This window comes from Rhodococcus sp. P4_C10, assembly GCF_056402135.1.
Window position 1 is genome coordinate 74,307 of sequence record NZ_JBFUHZ010000004.1, and the last position, 16,639, is coordinate 90,945.

Below are 16,639 nucleotides of genomic sequence, written 5' to 3' on the forward strand. Positions count from 1 at the left end.
CAACGCAACAGCGCGCCACCCCGGACACGGATTGTCACGATGTCGTGACAGGGCTGTCGCACGCGTCACCCGGCCGAGGCGTCGGGCAGCTGCTCCGGGCAGCCGCCGTCTGCGGACCCGATCAGTTCGAAGTGCCACATCTCGTTGGCGTACACCTGGCACAACCCGTGCGTGGCGCCGTAGCGGATCATCCAGTCGGCGGCCGCAGTCGGGCCGATGTCGACGGCGGTGCCCGCGACGTGCCGGGAGAGCTCGGGCGTGCTGACGAGACGCCGCGCGACGTCGAGGCTGCCGTAGACGGACACGGCGTCGCCGAGCAGTTGACGCTGGTAGTCGGCGGAACGCCAGCCCGAGGTCACCAACAGACTCACCCCGTCGTCCCGGGCCTCCCGCGCGGCCGCCTGGATCGCCGTCAGCAATGCGGGATCGAGGCGGCCGACGGCGGGCACCTGCACGTCGAACGGAGTGACGCGGTCGCCGTCGGCGATCCGGCCGGTCTCCCCTGGATGCGCGGCGGCCGGCGGCGGCGCCACGACCGCGACGGCGCCCTCGGTGGCGGCGCAGGCGGCGGACAGCGCCGCCACCGCGAGCAGCGGAACGAGTTGTCGGGCAGGAGGACTCTTCTTCATGCCTCGACCGAAGCGGTCCAGTGTCACGGCCAGTCGGCCGCGGCGCCACCGTCATGCCACGAAGTCGTCACCGTCCCTGCCGAGCCGGGTGACGTCCGGCGACTCGAGGCACGCTCCAATCACCGCGCCACTATGCCCCACCGTGTCGGCACTGCGCGCTAACGTGTTCTGGTCACAACACGTGACGCTGGCGGCGCCGAATGCACTGGGCCATCGGGGATCAGAATGAGGTGGAGACCATGTCTGAATTCAAGGGTTTCGACCAGACCGTCGAACACGCGTGGACCTACTTCGCGGCCAGCCTCGCGACACACCTCCGGGAAATGCGCGACGGCGACCGCCTGGTGCTGACGCCGGCGGGCGCGATCGCGGACAACCCCGCGTACCTGGACTTCCTGGGCCGGGGCGACGGGTTCCTCGCCTGCGAGGTGCCCCACAACAGCGGTCACGGCGCACTGCTCACGATGACGGCGGACGGCGAGGCCCTGCTCGCCGACCTGGGCTGGCAGCCGCCGCTCGACGCGGCGACGGACCCCCACTACACTGGCCTGCCCGCGAACGAGCTGGACGACTGGGCGGCCCGCTCGGTGACCGTCCTGCGCGAGGTGTGGGACGTGCCGCACCCGGGCTTCCTCGCCGCCCAGACGACGGGCCGGCCCGCCACGCTGGCGTTCATCTCCGCCGAGGAGACGGTCCAGCAGCCGGGCTACCACGACCCGATGACGGCCGTCGTCCCCCGCGACGACGCGCATCTGCGCGAGATCGTGTCCGCGGTGGCGGAGGACCTGACCGGCAACCCGCCCACCCTCGACGAGGACGGCGACTACGTGATCCGGATCGGGTCCCGGCTGGTCTTCCTGATCCCGCGCGCACAGGACCGGATCCTGCGGATCTGGGTGCCGCTGCTCTCCCGGATCAGCGGGCGCACCCGCACCTCGGAACTCATCGGGGACCTCAACGCCTGCGCGCCCTACGTCAAGGTGGTGCTCCGCGAGGACCAGGTGAACGCGACGATCGACATCGTCGCGTCCCCCTTCGTCCCGGAACACCTGCGCGACATGCTCACTCGGCTGACCGGATTCCTCGAGAACTTCGACGAGCAGTTCGCGGACCGTTTCGACGGTGTCCTGTTCGGCTGCAACGACTCCGACGACGACTCACCGGACGCGTCCGCCGCCGACGACTTCGACCACGACGCCTACCTCGACGACGAGGACGCCGACCAAGCGGAGGCAGAAGCGCCGGAGCCGCTCCCGCCGGCCCTGCTGACGTTGATGCAGCTGGACCCGAACGGCTCCGGCACCCTGGACGCGGCGTCGGTCGCCGAGATCTGCGGACGCGACCGCGACACCATCCTCGACTTCATGCGCATCACGTCCGAGCAGCAGATCGAGTGGGTCGACTCCGCGGACGCCGCGCGCGCCGACGGCGAGGTGGCGGACGTCGCGGCGTGCGAACACGAGGCCAACGCCTGGGCGGCGACCCTGGAGTCACTGCGCGCCGCGCTTCGCCTCGTCGCACTGCCCGCCCCGGCCGGGCCGCCCTCGCACCCGCAGGTACCCGGGCAGATGGAACTGTTCGACGACGAGGATGCCGACGCCGCAAAGGACGCGACCGGTCCCGGCCACGCCGCGCCGGAGGCCACCCTCTTCGACGACCCGGTGTAGACGCCCGCCGGCCCGTCGGAGCAAGGAGACGTCAGACCGACCTGACCTCCGCCAGCTGCAGCCCGCTCGCGCGGAGAACCTGCTTGCGCACCCCGGCCCGCACCGACTCCTCCGTCCCGATGATCCGGACGTGGTTCTGCGCCCGGGTGATCGCGGTGTAGAGCAACTCCCGCGTCAGCAGCGACGACGCCTCGCCCGGCACCACCACGGACACCGTGTCGTACTGGCTGCCCTGGCTGCGGTGAATCGTCATGGCGTACACGGTCTGCACGGCCGCCAGCCGGCTCGGGTGCAGCAGGAACGGCTCCTCGCCGCGCGCGAACGCCGCCACCAGTTCCCCGTCGCCGCGCCGCACCACGACGCCGGTGTCGCCGTTGTAGATCTTGGTGTCGTGGTCGTTGGCGGTCACCAGCAGCGGCTGCCCCGGGTACCAGCGGCTCGGGTCCAGCGCGTGTCCCGACGCCTCGGCCACCCACTCCATCGACCGCCGGGCCCACCAGCTCACGCCGAACTCGCCGCCGCGGTGCGCGCACAGCAGCCGGTGCGACTCCGCGTGCTCGAGCGCGGCCTTCGCGTCGCCGGCCAGCGCCGCCGCGGTCACCGCCGCCGAGGTGGCGACGACGTCGCCGCGCACCGCGTCCCAGTCGTCCGGTCCGACGAACGAGACGGCGTCGCCCCCGGCCCGCAGGACGGCGATCACGTCGTCCTCGCGTCCGTCCCGCACCGCGTCCGCCAGGGCGCCGATCGTCTCGTTGAAACGTCGACCGCGGCTGAGCCGGACCACGCCGCCGCGCAACCGGTCCCGTTCCGCCGCGCTCAGTGCCGGCTCGTCGTCGTGGCCCGGCGCGTCCAGGTCCGCGCCCACCGCCCGCACCAGCACCGGGTTCTCGGCGCCGGTCGCCGGGCGGGCCACCAGGTCCGCGAGCACCGCACCGGCGTCGACGGAGGCCAGCTGGTCCGGGTCGCCGACCAGTACCAGCCGGGTGTCCGGGCGCACCGCCTCGAGCAGCCGGCACATCATGGTCAGCGACACCATCGACGTCTCGTCCACCACGATCGCGTCGTACGGCAGGTGGTTGCCCGCGTTGTACCGGTACTTGCCGCCGGGCCGCCAGCCGAGCATCCGGTGCAGCGTCATCGCCGCCAGGTCCGTATTCAGGTCCATGGACGCGGCCTGCGCGGCCACCGACTCCTGCAGCCGGGCCGCGGCCTTGCCGGTCGGCGCCGCCAGCCCCACCCGCAGCCGCTCCCCCGACTGGCCCGCCAGCAGCGCCAGTACCCGCGCGACAGTGTGCGTCTTGCCGGTGCCCGGCCCGCCGGCCAGCACCGAGGTGCGGTGGGTCGCCGCGACGGCCGCCGCGAGACGCTGGCGGTCCGGGGCCGCGGTCGGCGCACCGTCCTTGTCGAGGAACAGCGCGTCCAGATCCTCGCGCAGCCGGGCCTCGTCGACGTCGGGATGGGTCTGCGCCCGCTCGTCGAGCAGTCGCCGGACCGTCTGCTCCTGCCGGAAGTACCGGTCCAGGTACAGCAGCTCGCCGTCCGGGGACTCGACCAGGCGCAGCGGCCGCAGCGGGCCGTTCGGGCCTCCGCGCACCAGCGGGCTGGCGCGCAGCCCCGCGGCGACGGCGTCCTCGTCCGGCCACGGCAGCGTCGCGGTGTCGATCGGCTCGGCGCCGTCGTCCGCGTCGTCGCCGGTCCAGATCTCCTCGACCGGGAAGTCGCGAATCTTGTTCAGCTCCAGGCACACCGACCCGGACCGCACCGCCCGCACCGCCAGCGCCGTCGCCAGCACCACCGATTCGTCGTGCTCCCCGGCGAGAGCGGCCAGCCGCAGCGCCACGTGCACGTCCGCGGCGGAGAGCATCTTCGCGTCGTTGAACGCCCGCAGCAGGCCCCTGCCGCGCTGCGCCACCCGTGCGTCGGTCACGCCGTCACCCCCGTGTGAGTCGAGGCCGTCCCGATGCCGGCCAGCAGGTCGGACAGCCCGGTGACCAGCGCCGGCGGCGGGGTCCAGTCGAAGACGCCGCAGCCGGGCGGGGTGTCGGGTCCGACCATGCCGCGCACGAACAGGTACTGGGTGCCGCCCAGGTGCACGGCGGGGTCGTAGCCGGGCAGCCGCCACCGCAGGTACCGGTGCAGCGCAACGGCATACAGCAGCGCCTGCAGCGGATAGTGCGCGCGCATCATCTCCGCGGCCATCGCGTCGCGGGTGTAGTGCGCGGTGGTCAGGTGATCCCCCTGCGCCAGCCGGTTGGTCTTGTAGTCCACCACCACGTACCGCTGCCGGCCCGCGTCGCCGAGCCGGAGCACCGCGTCGATGCTGCCGGTGAGGAACCCCCGCAGCTCCGGCCGGTCCAGCGTCAGCAGGTGGTCCGCGTACTCGTGCAGCGCGTCGCCGGCGGGCAGGTGGGTGCGCAGCAACGCCGCCAGTCCGTCGAGGGTGACCCCCGGCTGGGCGTCCTCGCCGCCGGCCAACGGCAGCTCGAACTCGAGTTCCGGCAACCGGTCCCGCGGCGACAGGTCCGCGAGGGTGAGCCCGGCCCCGTCAGCGAGCGGGGTCCGCAGCACCGGCAGCAGCGCGTCGGCCAGCTTGACGGGATCCACCGCGGACAGCTCCGCCGCCACGGCCTCCCGGCAGCAACGCAACAGTTCGGCGGCCAGGTCGGACGCGCCGGTGTCGACGATCTCGAGGACCGCGTGCACGAGGGTGCCGAACACCGCGCCGCCGGGCAGGTCGTTCATCGTCGACGCGATCCCCGCCGTCTCGGCGTCGCCCGCGAGCACCAGCGGCGGTGTGTCCGGCTCGTCGACGGTCTCGGTCTCCTCCGGTTCGCTGCCGGCACCGGGCGCGTCGTGCGCGGCGGCGGTCAGCGCGCTGTACGAGGTGCGGCGCCAGCGGTCGTCGAGGACCCGCTCGAACCGTGCCGCGTCGAGCGGCCCGGGTTCGCCGCGCGGCGGGGTCCACGACGCGCCGGGGATCGGGTCGGCGCCGACAGCCTCGACCGCGACCGCACCGGCGCCCGTCGACAGCACCGGCGCCCCGGCCGCCCACCGGCTGAGCTCGTCGGCGATCACCGGGTCGGCCGGGATGCTGACCCGCTGCGGCACCTCGAGCTCACCGGGCTTGCGGCCCAGCAGCATTCGGTGCAGCGGCGCCCCGCCCGTGGAGTAGGCGGGCGCCCACCACAGCACCAGCTGGCACTTGGCCCGGGTCATCGCGACGTACAGCAGTCGCAGCGACTCGCCGGACTCCTCCTCGTCGTGGACCCGTTTGCGGTCGCGGTAGCCGTCGCTGTCCTCGCCGCCGACGTCGAGGATCCGGCGGCCGTCCCGGTCGTGCAGCAGCAGGGTGTCCGGGTTCGGCCGCTTCGCCGCGTCCCAGCCGAACGGCACGTAGACGACGGGGTACTCGAGGCCCTTGCTGGCGTGCACGGTGCAGATCTGCACGGCCGCGGCATCGCTGTCGAGTCGACGGCTGCGGTCGACGCCACCCGACTTGGGGTCGCGCATCCGGTCGGTGAGCCAGCGGGTCAGCGCGGTCAGCCCGAGGTTCTCCTCGACCGCGGCGGCGTTGAGCAACTGCCCGACGTGCCGCAGGTCCGTCAGTTCGCGTTCGCCGCCCTGCCTGGACAGCAGCCTCTTCTCGAGTTCCCACCAGCCGGAGAGCCGCTCGAACAGCGCCGCGAAGCCGGAGTGCGTGAACACCTGCGCGAGCTCCCGCAGCTTCCCGCCGACCTCGGCGACCACGTCGTCGCCGCGAGTGTCGGAAAAGGCGTCGAACTCGGCCACCGTGCGTCCGACCAGCGGGGTGAGCGCGGCCAGACGCACCCGGTCCGCGCGGTGTGGCTGTTCGAGGGCGTGCAGCAGCCACAGCCAGTGCTGCGCCGCGGGGGTGACGAACACGCTCAGCCCGCCGGCCAGCACCGACGGCACCCCGGCCCGGTCCAGGGCGTCGTGGACCAGGGTGATCTGGGCGTGCGTGCCCGCGAGCACCGCGACGTCCCCCGGAGCGACCGGCCGGGGACCGCCCTCCACCGCGAGGGGCGCGCCGCGGCCCAGCAGCGCGACGATGTCGGCGGCCAGGTCCGCGGCGACACGGGAGCGCAGCGGACCGACGGACGGGAAGCCGCTCTTGCCGACGGGTCCGGCTCCGCCGCGGGGCAGGTACCGCAGCCGCAGTGGCGTCTCCCCCGCCAGCCGGGACTCCGGCTTGGCCGACTCGACGGCGTGCACCACGATCTTGTCGTGCCCGAGTGCCGCGCCGTGCTGCAGGTAGCCCAGCGCGTCGAGCAGTCCGGAGTCGCTGCGCCAGTTGACGGTCAGCTCCTGCTTGCTGTTCGCGGCATCGACGGCGGCGAGGTAGGCGAGCACCTCGGCGCCGCGGAACGCGTAGATGGCCTGTTTGGGGTCTCCCACGAGCACCAGCGTCGAGTGCCCGTGGAAGGCGCTGCCCAGGATCCCCCACTGCTGCGGGTCGGTGTCCTGGAACTCGTCGACCAGCACCACCCGGTACCGCCCGCGGACCCGGTCGCAGGCGGCCTCGCCGTGCTCGGGGTCGGTGAGGACGCGATGCAGCAGCTTCGGCAGGTCGTCGAAGTCGCGCAGCCCCGCCGCACGTTTACGGACGTCCATCTCCGTACGGACCGCGGCGGCGAACTCGACGGCGTCGCCGGCCGGGGTGCCCTCCGCCCCGTCCGGCGCGAGGACGGCCTGCGGGTCGAAGATGGCGGCACGGGCGGCCTTGCGGGCGGTGCCGGGGTCCAGGCTGGGGGTCTCGGCGGCGCCGAACATGCGCAGGTACAGGTCGCCGATGGATTCGGCGATGAGGTCGTCGGCTTCCTCGACGAGCACCGCGTCGGGGTCACGCTCGCCGGCGATGCCGAGCCCGTCGAGCACCCGCTGACAGAAGCTGTGGGTGGTGGCGATGGTGGCGGCGTCGAAGTCCGAGAGCGCCTGCAGCAGCCGCCGTCGACGCGACGCGACCTCGTCCGGCGTGCCGGCGGCCAGGTGCGCGGCGAGCTCGTCCGTCCCGGCGCGCGCGACCGCGGGGTCGGCCAGAGCCGTTGCGGCAGTGGCGAACCGGTCGCGGGCGCGTTCGCGGAGCTCCTTGGTCGCGGCCCGGCTGAAGGTGACCAGCAGCAGCTCGGAGAGGTCGGCGTGGCCCTCGGCCACGAAGCGGGCGGCCAGGCCCACGATGGCGTAGGTCTTGCCGGTGCCGGCACTGGCCTCGAGCACGGTGGTGCCGGTAGGCAGCGGCCCGAGCAGTTCGAACTTGGTGGGGCTCACGGCGTCTCCAGCGTCTCGGCGGACAGCAGTGGCTCCCACAGCTGCCGTGCCGCCATCCCGAAGACGGTCGGCTCCGGGCTGCCCGACGGCGCCGGGCGTGCGGTGAGGACGCTCAGCGGCGCGGAGTCCCCGTAGACGTAGCCGATGTGTCTGTCCTTGCCGTCACCGAAGTCGCCGCCCCACTCCTTGCCCGCGAAGGTCATCGCCTGTTCGACGGACCGGCCCTGGAACCTCAGCTCCGCGTAGGCCGCGGACGACGCGGTGGCGATCGGCGCCAGCACGTCGAGCCCGCGGTCCCACAGCGCGACCAGGCGCACCAGGTGTCCGAGGGCATCGTCGGGCGCGACCAGTGTGGACTGCTGCACCGGCGTCCGGCCCCTGCCGCGGCCGGTGGTGACGGCCCGCCACCGCTCACCGTCGGCGGGCGGTCCGGACGCGGCGAGCGCGAGCAGGTTCACCCACGCCGGCAGCCGGTGCTTCGGGGCGAGCCTGGAGAAGGTGCTGCGCGCCACGACGGCGCCGTACACGCCGCCGACGGTGCCGGTCAGCCGGCGCCCGCCGCCGAGGTCGAGGTCCACGTCCACCGTGGTGGCCCGGCCGTCCCGTCGGCTCGCGGAGAACAGCGAGTGCACCTGCCCCTCGATGTCGGCGAGGACCCGCCCGCCCAGCCGGGCGGGCGGCAGGGTGCCGCGGCGCCATTCCGCGTCCCGGAACTCCTCGACCGACACCCCCGCCAGCCGCGCCGCGAGCATCCGTTCCCCCACATTCCATTTCGCCAGCGGGTCGAGTTCGAGGTCGAGGGCGTCGGCGAGGTCCTCGTCCAGGTCGGGCACCCGCAGACCGAGTCGCTGCCGCAGGAAGGCCTGGGTGGGGTGCACCAGGAAGGCGATCAGGTCGGCGAGGTCGACGGTTGCCGGCGGTTTCGGCCGCGGGTCGAGCGGCCGTGGCAGGAAGCCGGTTTCGGCCGCGGCGGGGTGTTGCGCGGCGCGGGCCCCGGCGAGGGCGGCGGTGTCGAAGCTGAACGGCGACCCGGGTGCGAAGTTGCGGGGGTCGAACGGCTGCAGCGGGTGCCCGTGCCGCACGGCCGACTCCGTCGCGTCGACGCCGGCCATCTGCTCGACGACGTCGGTGAGCTCGCTGAGCGGGATCGCCGGGGCGCGGCGGGACCCGGTGACCGGGTCCTTGCCCGTGTAGAAGAGCAGCAGCCGCTCGGTCGCGGACATGATCGCGTCGAGCAGCAACTGGCGGTCCTCGCTGCGCGGGTCGCGTTCCCCCAGCCGGGGACTGCGGGCCAGCACGTCGTCGCCGTCGTCGCCGACGCCGCGGGGGAACACCTCGTCGTCCAGCCCGAGCAGCACCACCACCCGGTGCGGCACCGACCGCATCGGGACCATGGTGCACACGGTCAGCTCCCCGGTGCGGAAGTTCGTCCGGCCGGGCCGGCCGGCGAGCCGGGTCGCGAACAGGGCCCGCACGTCGGCCAGCCGCAGCGTCGGGTCGCCGCCCTCGGCGCTGTGCTCCATGGCGCCGGCCAGTTCGCGTCGCGCCTGCCCGAGTTGCCACGCGTCGGCGGGACTCACGTCGACGAGCAGGTCCAGTGCCCGGGCCAGGTTGGCCGACCACTGCGCGGCGGTCTGCGGACCGGCGAGGTCGCGCAGCGCCACGTCCAGCCGGTCGATGTACTCGGCGAGCCCACCCGCCAGGGTGATGTCGTTGCTCTCCACGTCGTCGAGCGGCAGCGCCAGTGAAAGCCACTGCGCGTCGGACTCGTCCGCGGCGGCGCCGAGCAGGATCCGGTCCAGCGCGGTGCCGAAGGTGTTCTGCTTGACGTCGCCGAGCCCGAACGCGCCGCGCTGACGGGGCCCGATCCCCCACCTGGCGCCGGCGGCACCGGCCCATTCCCGCAGCCGTTCCAGGTCGGTGTCGCCGAATCGGAAGCGACGCCGGACGGGGTCCGTGGCGGCGAGGTCCAGCACGGCGCTGGCGGCGACCCTGGCGTCGGCGAGGTCGAGCAGCGTCGAGACGACGGAGAGGACCGGGTTGGTCTGGTGCAGGGCGCGGTCGGCCAACCGGACCCGCAGCCGGTGACCCGGATGCCCGAAGATGTTCTGGCCGAACGGGTCCTGACCGAACGCGGCCCGCACCAGCGGGGCGTAGGCCTCCACGTCGGGACACATCACCAGCACGTCGCGCGGCTCGAGCGTCGGGTCGTCGGAGAACAGGTGCAGCAGGCACTCGCGCAGCACCTCGACCTGCCGGGCAGGGCCGTGGCAGCCGTGCACCTGCAGCGAGGCGTCGTCGGCCGCAAGAGGGAACGCCACCGGCGGACGGTCGGCGGCAAGGTCCGCCTGGATCCGCCCGAGCAGGGTGTCGGCGGGCGGGGCCGGCGCGGGGTGGTGGACGTCGACGAGGTCGAGTCCGGCGAGCCGGGCCTGCATCTCCCGGACGTCGCGGGCCAGGCTGGCGAGCAGCGGGTGACCGGCGGCGAGCGCGCGGTCGTCGTCGGCCCGGAGCGTCGGCGGCGTGGCGCCGTCCAATCCCGTCCACATGGCCGGACTGGGGTGCGGAATCCACAGGTGCACATCACGGTTCGCGGACAGCGCGGACAGCACCGCGATCTGGTCGGTGCTCAGCCGGGTGGGCCCGAACAGCGACAGCCGGCCGGGGAGGTCGAGCAGGTCCGGTTCGGCGCGCAGCCGGGCGCACGCGCCGTCGAGGCGTTCGGCGGGGCTCGGCGAACCGATCCGCTCACGCAACCGACGCCACAGCTGCGGCTGCCAGAGTTGGTCGTCGTCGAGGGGCTCGGCCTTCTCGTCCGCGGCGTCGACGTCCCGGCCTTCCGCCCAGGCGACGAGCATGCCGGGGCGTTGTGCGCCGTAGCTGCGGAAGAGCCCGGCCAGGTGCGCGGCGGTCGCGTAGCGGCGCCCGGCGCGGTGCTCGTCGCCGTCGGCCCCGTGCCCGAGGTGCCGGGCCAGCACCGCGCACCACGGCTGGTCGAGGCTGTCGTCGATGACCGCGAGCAGCGTCCACAGCACCCGCGCGGGGTGCCACGGGTCCGCGTCGGCGTCGACTCCGGTGGCAGCGGCCAGCGCCGCGTCGACCAGCCGGGAGGGCGACGGGAATTCGATGTTGGCCGCCACCCCGTCGCCGTCGCGCGCACCGAGCGTCATCGAAAGTCGTTGGGTGAGCCAGCGTTCGACGCCCTTGGCCGGCACCGCGACCACCTCGCGTGCGAACGGGTCCGCGAGCGGATCCGCCAGCAACTCGGCCAGCGCCGCGGCGAGGGTGTCGGAGCGCTCGGCGCGGTGCAGTGTCAGCAACCCGCGCACCCCCTACCCCTGTAGTCGACTCTCGATCGGCTTAGAAGTATCACATCACGCCGACACACCGGTCCCACATACGCCGTCGCGGATGCCTACTCCACCGCCCGCCGCATCAGCGCCGCGATGTCCTTGTCGTACGCCACGAGCGTCACGACCTCGACGTCGGTCTTCGCCGCGGTGATCGCCGCGACGGCCTGCCGGACCGCGTCCGCCCTCGGCCAGCCGTACGCGCCGCCCGAGATCAGCGGGAACGCGACCGTCCGGGCACCGACCGCATCCGCGACGGCCAGGCTGCGGGTGTAGGCGGCACGCAACTGCGCCGACCGGTCCTCGCCCTGGGAGTACCGCGGGCCCACGGTGTGGATCACCGTCCCCGAGGGGAGCCGTCCGGCGGTGGTGGCGACGGCGGCGCCCACCGTGAGGCCGTCCGGCAGCGTGGTGGCGCGCAACAGCTGGCAGGCGGCGAGGATCTCCTGGCCTCCGGCCTTGTGGATGGCGCCGTCGACCCCGCCGCCGCCGAGCAGCGACGGTTTGGCGGCGTTGACGACGGCGTCCACGCGCAGGCGGGTGATGTCGCCTTCGACGACGTCGATGATGGTCACGACTGCGCCAGGAGGTCGGTGACGCCGTCGCTGTCGTCGCATCCGCCGCCGACGGTCTCGAGGGCCAGCCGCTCCAGGTCCGGCGCGGTGTATCCGGGCCAGCCGTGCAGGATTCGGCGCCAGCCGGCAGGCACCGCGGACGCACCCCAGCGTGCCCCGAGGAGGCCGCCCGCGATGGCGGCGGTGGTGTCGGTGTCCCCGCCGGCCCGGACCGCCGCCACCAGGGCGCGCCGCAGGTGCCGGTCGTCGGAGCTGTCGGTGGAGGTGATCGCCCACCACGCCGTCTGCAGCGCGTGCACCACCCACCCGTTGTTCGCGAAGTCCTCGGGCGTGCCCTGCTCGGCCTGGTCGAGCAGCGGACCCCAGTACGCCGCGACGTCCGCGGGGGCGATGTCGAGGTAGTCGCGGACCCCGTCGAAGGTGCCGTGCAGGACGGCATGCCGGATGGCGTGGCTCCACAGCTGGCAGGCCTGGGTGGCCTGCGGGTCGCCGTGGGTGAGCGAGGCGATCTGCGCCGCCGCATCGAGACAGTCGGCCTCATCATCGAGGTAGGCCAGCGCGACCGGCGCGGTGCGCATCAGCGACCCGTTTCCGCCCTTGCGCCCGGTCAGTTCGCGGGCCCGTGCCTGCATGGCGGCGGCGTCCGCCGGACGCCGCGAGAGCACCGCCCTGGTCTGGTTGCCGATGTCGGCCGGATCGGAGTCGAACCACCGAACAAACTGCGCCGCAACGGCACCCAGCCCATCGCCGCGGCCGATGTCCGCGCCGGTGGCCGCGACCTCGGCGATGGCGAGCGCCATCGAGGTGTCGTCGGTCCACTCCCCCGGCGCCCAGTCGAACGGGCCGCCGCCGATCATCTCGATCGCGGCGCCGGCTTCCGGGTGGGTGAACTCGTACCCGGCACCGAGCGCGTCACCGGCCGCGGTCGCGATCAGCACCCCCGCCGCACGATCAGCCTGCTGCGTCGACAACTTCACGTTCATGAGTTCCCCTTTGATCAACTGTGCGCTAACCATAGATCATTATTGAGATAAGATGCAACGGTGACCGAATCGACAGTACCGAGCGGCAAGTCCCTGCAGGACTACCCACGCCCGTCGGTGGCGGTGGATGTCGCAGTGCTGACCTACTCCTCCGGCACGCTGCAAGTGCTCGTCGTCGAGCACCGCCTCGGGTCGCTGGCACTGCCCGGCACGTTCCTGCACGAGCGCGAACTGCTCACCGACGCCGCCGAACGCGCGCTGCGAGACAAGGCCGCACTGCCGGGCACACGGTTCCACCAGTTGGCCATGTTCGACGATCCCGCCCGGGACGACCGCGGCTGGGTGCTGTCGATGGCGCACGCCACCGCCATCCCGGCCGGCGACCTTCCGGCCGACGCCACCCTCGTGCCGATTCACCACGGGAGGGCCGCCCAGGACCTCGCGTTCGACCACGCCGACATGGTGCGACTGGCCGTCGACGACCTGCGGGAGCGGTACGCGACACAGGTCGATCCGGCCGGACTGCTGGGCGAGACCTTCACGGTGCTCGAACTGCGCCAACTCTACGAGGCCGTGTTCGACCGGGACCTGCAGAAGGACTCGTTCCGGCGGCACGTCAGCAAGGCGCTCGAGAACACCGGGGAGTGGTCGAACCCCGGCAACGGTCGACCCGCCGAGATCTTCCGCCGCCGCGGCGACGCCGTGCTGCCGGCGCAGGCCGCGGTGCTGTTCGCCGGCTGAACCCGGCCCGGTATCCCCCACGTGAGGGATGGTCCGGAGACGCACCGCCGTCCCACACTGGATGCACGGATCACCATGGTTCGTAAACCACGCGCAATGCCTGTGCGGACCCTCGAAGGGTCCCGCACTGACCTCGACGAGGTGGCCACATCATGCGACATCATCAAATGCTCCGCTCCCTGGGACTGGCCCTCGCGGCCTGCCTAACCGTGGCTGCGTGCAGCGCAGCCGCCGCCGGACCGGAGGACGGCCGCACGTACTTCAGCTCGTCTCGGAGCGTCGGCCATGGGGCGGTGAGGACCTACACCACCGTGGACACGAAGGGTGAGCCGAACGCGATCGGTATCCGGATGTCGGCGACCGCACTGGACGGACTGCCCGACACCGGTGCGATGTTCATGCTGGACCTACCCGAGCAGGCGTCGGCGACCGTGTTCGACCACGTCATGCTCAACTGGAACCCGCACGGACACGAACCCGAGATCCTGTTCGGCAAACCGCATTTCGACATGCACTTCTACATGACCGACATGTCCGCGATCGAGGAGATCGATCCTGCCGCACCGGATTACGCGGACCGCGCCGCGCACCTGCCCGACGGAAAGTACATCCCCCGCGACTACATCACCCCGCCCGGCCCGCTCGCATCCCAGCTGGCGGTGCCGTTCATGGGCGTGCACTGGCTGGACGCGACCGCCGGGATGATCCCGGGCATCTACGACTTCACCCAGACGTTCGTCAACGGGTCCTGGGACGGGAACTACACCTTCATGGAACCGATGATGACCCGCGCATGGATGCTGACGAAACCGGCGATTCGTGAGGACATCAAGCAGCCGCTGGCCTACCAGCACACCGGCTACTACCCCACCGTCTACACCGTCCGATTCGACCAGCTGACTCAGGAATTCGACATCGCCCTCGCAGGAATGACCCTGCGCCAGAAATCGTGACACCCACACGTCTTGCCTAGTGCGCCGCACCACCGTGCATCTCGGCACCCGCCCCATCCGTCTGCCGGAGGATCATCATGGATACCGGAGCCCCACCCCCGGAACAGCGCGGCCGTCGGGTCGCCGACATCCTGGTCGACGCCGTCGCCGACTTGGGGGTGCGCCACATCTTCGGGGTGGACGGCGCCAACATCGAGGACCTCTACGACGCACTGTTCGTCACCGAACGCCGCGTCCAGGCGGTGGTGGCCAAGCACGAGTTCGCGGCGGCCACCATGGCCGACGGCTACGCCCGCACCACCGGCGGGCTCGGGGTGGTGGCCGCGACCTCCGGCGGCGGTGCGATGAACCTGGTGGCCGGGCTGGCGGAGTCCTACACCGCCCGGGTGCCGGTGCTGGCCCTGATCGGACAGCCGCCCACCACGCTCGAGGGCACCGGCGCGTTCCAGGATTCCAGCGGCAAGGCCGGCTCGATCCACGCGGTCCGGCTGTTCACCGAGATCTCCCGCTACTGCGCCCGCGTCGAGCGGCCCGACGGCCTCGCCGAACACCTGGAGCGGGCGGTCGGCGCGGCACGGTCCGGGGGGCCCGCGGTGTTGTTGCTGCCCAAGGACATCCAGCAGGCCACCGTCGACGTGGCGTTCACCTTCCGCCCGCCGCCCCGCCGATCCGGTCACGACCCGGTCGCCCTCGCCCGGATCCGGGACCTGCTCGCGGCGGCGCGGCGTACCGGCAAGATCGTGCTCATCGCCGGCGACCAGGTGGCACGCGACGACGCCCGCAAACCCCTGCGGGCGCTCGCCGCCGCGGTGGACGCGGCCGTCGGGGTTGCCCCGGACGCCAAGGACGTCTACCCGGCCGACCAGCCCGGCTTCAGCGGTGTCGCCGGCAGCATGGGGCACACCGAACTGGTCGAGGCGGTGCGGCACTGCGCGTTGTGCCTGCTGATCGGCACCCGGATGCCGGCCACGGCCCGCACCGGCCTGGACGCCGCCCTGGCGGTCCCGGTTGCCAGTCTCGGCGCCGAGCCACCGTATCTGCCCACCACGCACGCGACCACCCTCGACCTGCGGGAGGCGCTGGCCGAACTCGCCGATGTGTTGTCGCCGCCGTCCACACCCGATGCCGGTGTGCACGGCGGTTTGGCTCCGCTGCAGGTCCCGGTGTCCGCCGGGACCGGGGTGCGATATCGGGAGGCCGTCGAGGCGATCGCCGCGATGATGCCCGCCGGGTCCGACGTCTTCGCCGACGCCGGCAACACCGGGGCCGCGGTGGTGCACCACCTGACGGTTACCCGGGGCGGTCGGTTCGTCGTCGCGCTCGGCATGGGCGGGATGGGCTACAGCTTCGGTGCCGCGATCGGCTCCGCGTTCGCCCGCGGGAGCGGAGCCTGCGGAGCGACCCGAGAGCCCCCGCGACGCACCTTCGTCATCGCCGGGGACGGCGCGTTCTTGATGCACGGAATGGAAATCCACACCGCGATCGAACACCACCTGCCGGTGACCTTCGTGGTGTTCAACAACAACGCCCACGCCATGTGCGTCACCCGCGAGCAGCTGTTCTACCGGGACCGCTACAGCTTCAACCGGTTCCGGCCCTCGATGCTCGCCGAAGGCGTCGGCGCGATGTTCCCGTCGGTGCCATCGCTCCCGGCGCGCACCCTCGACCAGCTCTTCGACGCGCTCGAAGCCGCGACCACGACCAGCGGGCCGGCCTTCATCGCCGTGGACTGCGACGCCGACGAGATCCCCCCGTTCCTGCCCTTCCTGGAACGAGCCCACAGTCGAGGAGGAACACCGTGACCACACCGCTTCCCGCCCTCAGCGACCTTCCCGGCCGGGTGATCCCCGGGGTGCTGCGGATCGAGACCTCCGACAAGGACACGACCACCCCGATCATCCTGGACATGCTGCGGTCGGTGTACCCGCACGAGCAGGTCTTCGGCGAGTACTGCACCGTCAACGGCTACATCGCCGCGCCACCCCGCGAGGTGTACGACTACCTGGCCGACACCCGCAGCCTGGAGGAGTGGACCTACAGCCTCCGCGGATTCGCCCCGACCGAATAGCCCGGACTGTGGTCGGCTCACGACCGACTCGGAACCGACACCGCCATCTACACCCGGACGGTGGCGAATGCGGACGCGATGACCGTCGACTACCACTGCGCCTGGGACCAAGGCCGCCACCTGTGGATGATCTACCTGCTGCGGGTGGTCGACGCGCAATCCGTCCTCGACAAGCCCGGATCGGTTGTGCTGTGGACGAACTGCCACCATCCGTTCTACGACACCAATCCGTACCCGGACACCGCTCCCCCGGACCGCAAACCCTGGGTCGGCGACTTCTGGGACATGTTCGCCGCCGGTCACCGACTGGAACTGAACAATCTCACCGCCCTGTGCGAATACCGGGCCCGCCACGGCCTGCCCGTCACACCCGACTGGATGAGCTGA

General features: G+C 72.5%; 10 protein-coding genes and 1 pseudogene. 5 read left to right on the top strand and 6 right to left on the bottom strand.

Going from position 1 to position 16,639, the window contains the following annotated elements:
- Positions 1–65 precede the first annotated feature (65 nt).
- The gene (locus AC1DWC_RS03215; RefSeq protein ID WP_477906098.1) at positions 66–629 is read right to left on the bottom strand and encodes a M15 family metallopeptidase; all 564 of its coding nucleotides are present in this window, start codon (positions 627–629) and stop codon (positions 66–68) included.
- Between the two features lie 239 nt (positions 630–868).
- Here AC1DWC_RS03215 and AC1DWC_RS03220 point away from each other — a divergent pair, with 239 nt between their 5' ends.
- Positions 869–2,296: a T3SS (YopN, CesT) and YbjN peptide-binding chaperone 1 gene (locus AC1DWC_RS03220; protein WP_477906100.1), complete on the top strand. Its 1,428-nt coding sequence runs from the start codon at positions 869–871 to the stop codon at positions 2,294–2,296.
- A gap of 31 nt (positions 2,297–2,327) precedes the next feature.
- Here AC1DWC_RS03220 and recD read toward each other — a convergent pair whose 3' ends face one another.
- From recD to AC1DWC_RS03245, 5 genes are all read right to left on the bottom strand, one after another.
- Complete coding sequence (recD, locus tag AC1DWC_RS03225) at positions 2,328–4,223, bottom strand: exodeoxyribonuclease V subunit alpha (protein ID WP_477906102.1); 1,896 nt, start codon at positions 4,221–4,223, stop codon at positions 2,328–2,330.
- A complete protein-coding gene (locus tag AC1DWC_RS03230) occupies positions 4,220–7,621 on the bottom strand; it encodes a UvrD-helicase domain-containing protein (protein WP_477906104.1) in 3,402 nt (1,133 codons plus the stop codon). The genes recD and AC1DWC_RS03230 overlap by 4 nt, the downstream gene beginning before the upstream one ends.
- Complete coding sequence (gene recC, locus AC1DWC_RS03235; protein ID WP_477906183.1) at positions 7,579–10,902, bottom strand: exodeoxyribonuclease V subunit gamma; 3,324 nt, start codon at positions 10,900–10,902, stop codon at positions 7,579–7,581. Before recC ends, AC1DWC_RS03230 begins: the two co-directional genes overlap by 43 nt.
- Before the next feature lie 95 nt (positions 10,903–10,997).
- The gene (locus AC1DWC_RS03240) at positions 10,998–11,507 is read right to left on the bottom strand and encodes an O-acetyl-ADP-ribose deacetylase (RefSeq protein ID WP_477906106.1); all 510 of its coding nucleotides are present in this window, start codon (positions 11,505–11,507) and stop codon (positions 10,998–11,000) included.
- Complete coding sequence (locus tag AC1DWC_RS03245) at positions 11,504–12,484, bottom strand: ADP-ribosylglycohydrolase family protein (RefSeq protein ID WP_477906184.1); 981 nt, start codon at positions 12,482–12,484, stop codon at positions 11,504–11,506. The genes AC1DWC_RS03240 and AC1DWC_RS03245 overlap by 4 nt, the downstream gene beginning before the upstream one ends.
- Positions 12,485–12,550: 66 nt before the next feature.
- Here AC1DWC_RS03245 and AC1DWC_RS03250 point away from each other — a divergent pair, with 66 nt between their 5' ends.
- The 4 genes and pseudogenes from AC1DWC_RS03250 (at position 12,551) to AC1DWC_RS03265 (ending at position 16,639) form a co-directional block, all read left to right on the top strand.
- Positions 12,551–13,231, top strand: a complete 681-nt coding sequence (locus AC1DWC_RS03250) for an NUDIX hydrolase (RefSeq protein ID WP_477906108.1) — start codon at positions 12,551–12,553, stop codon at positions 13,229–13,231.
- Between the two features lie 311 nt (positions 13,232–13,542).
- Positions 13,543–14,184: a DUF5602 domain-containing protein gene (locus AC1DWC_RS03255; protein ID WP_477906109.1), complete on the top strand. Its 642-nt coding sequence runs from the start codon at positions 13,543–13,545 to the stop codon at positions 14,182–14,184.
- A gap of 77 nt (positions 14,185–14,261) precedes the next feature.
- Entirely contained in the window at positions 14,262–15,986 is a 1,725-nt protein-coding gene (locus tag AC1DWC_RS03260; protein ID WP_477906111.1) for a thiamine pyrophosphate-binding protein, read from the top strand.
- Between the two features lie 50 nt (positions 15,987–16,036).
- Positions 16,037–16,639, top strand: a pseudogene (locus AC1DWC_RS03265) (SRPBCC family protein).